Here is a 443-nt window from a genome sequence, read left to right on the forward strand (position 1 = left end):
CCACACTCCCGCGACCGACGCCCGGCAGGCCGATCCCTTCCCGGTCAAGGGGATGGACGCGGTCGTCTTCGCCGTGGGCAACGCCAAGCAGGCGGCGCACTACTACTCCACCGCCTTCGGCATGAAGCTGGTCGCCTACTCCGGACCGGAGAACGGCAACCGCGAGACCGCCGCGTACGTCCTGGAGAGCGGCTCGGCCCGCTTCGTGTTCACCTCGGTGGTCAAGCAGTACACCGAGTGGGGCGCCTTCCTCGCCGACCACGTGGCCGCGCACGGCGACGGCGTCATCGACCTCGCCCTCGAGGTGCCGGACGCACGCGCCGCGTACGCCTACGCCGTCGAGCACGGCGCCCGCCCGGTCGCCGAGCCGTACGAGCTCAAGGACGAGCACGGCACGGTCGTGCTGGCCGCGATCGCCACCTACGGCAGGACCCGCCACACCC

General features: G+C 71.8%; 1 protein-coding gene. It reads left to right on the plus strand.

Annotated elements, in window-relative coordinates; genetic code table 11:
• On the plus strand, positions 1 to 443 hold a 443-nt coding region (locus tag KDL01_RS42065), incomplete at both ends, for a VOC family protein (RefSeq protein WP_212534290.1).

This window comes from Actinospica durhamensis (assembly GCF_018139695.1).
Classification (GTDB): Bacteria; Actinomycetota; Actinomycetes; order Streptomycetales; family Catenulisporaceae; genus Actinospica; species Actinospica durhamensis.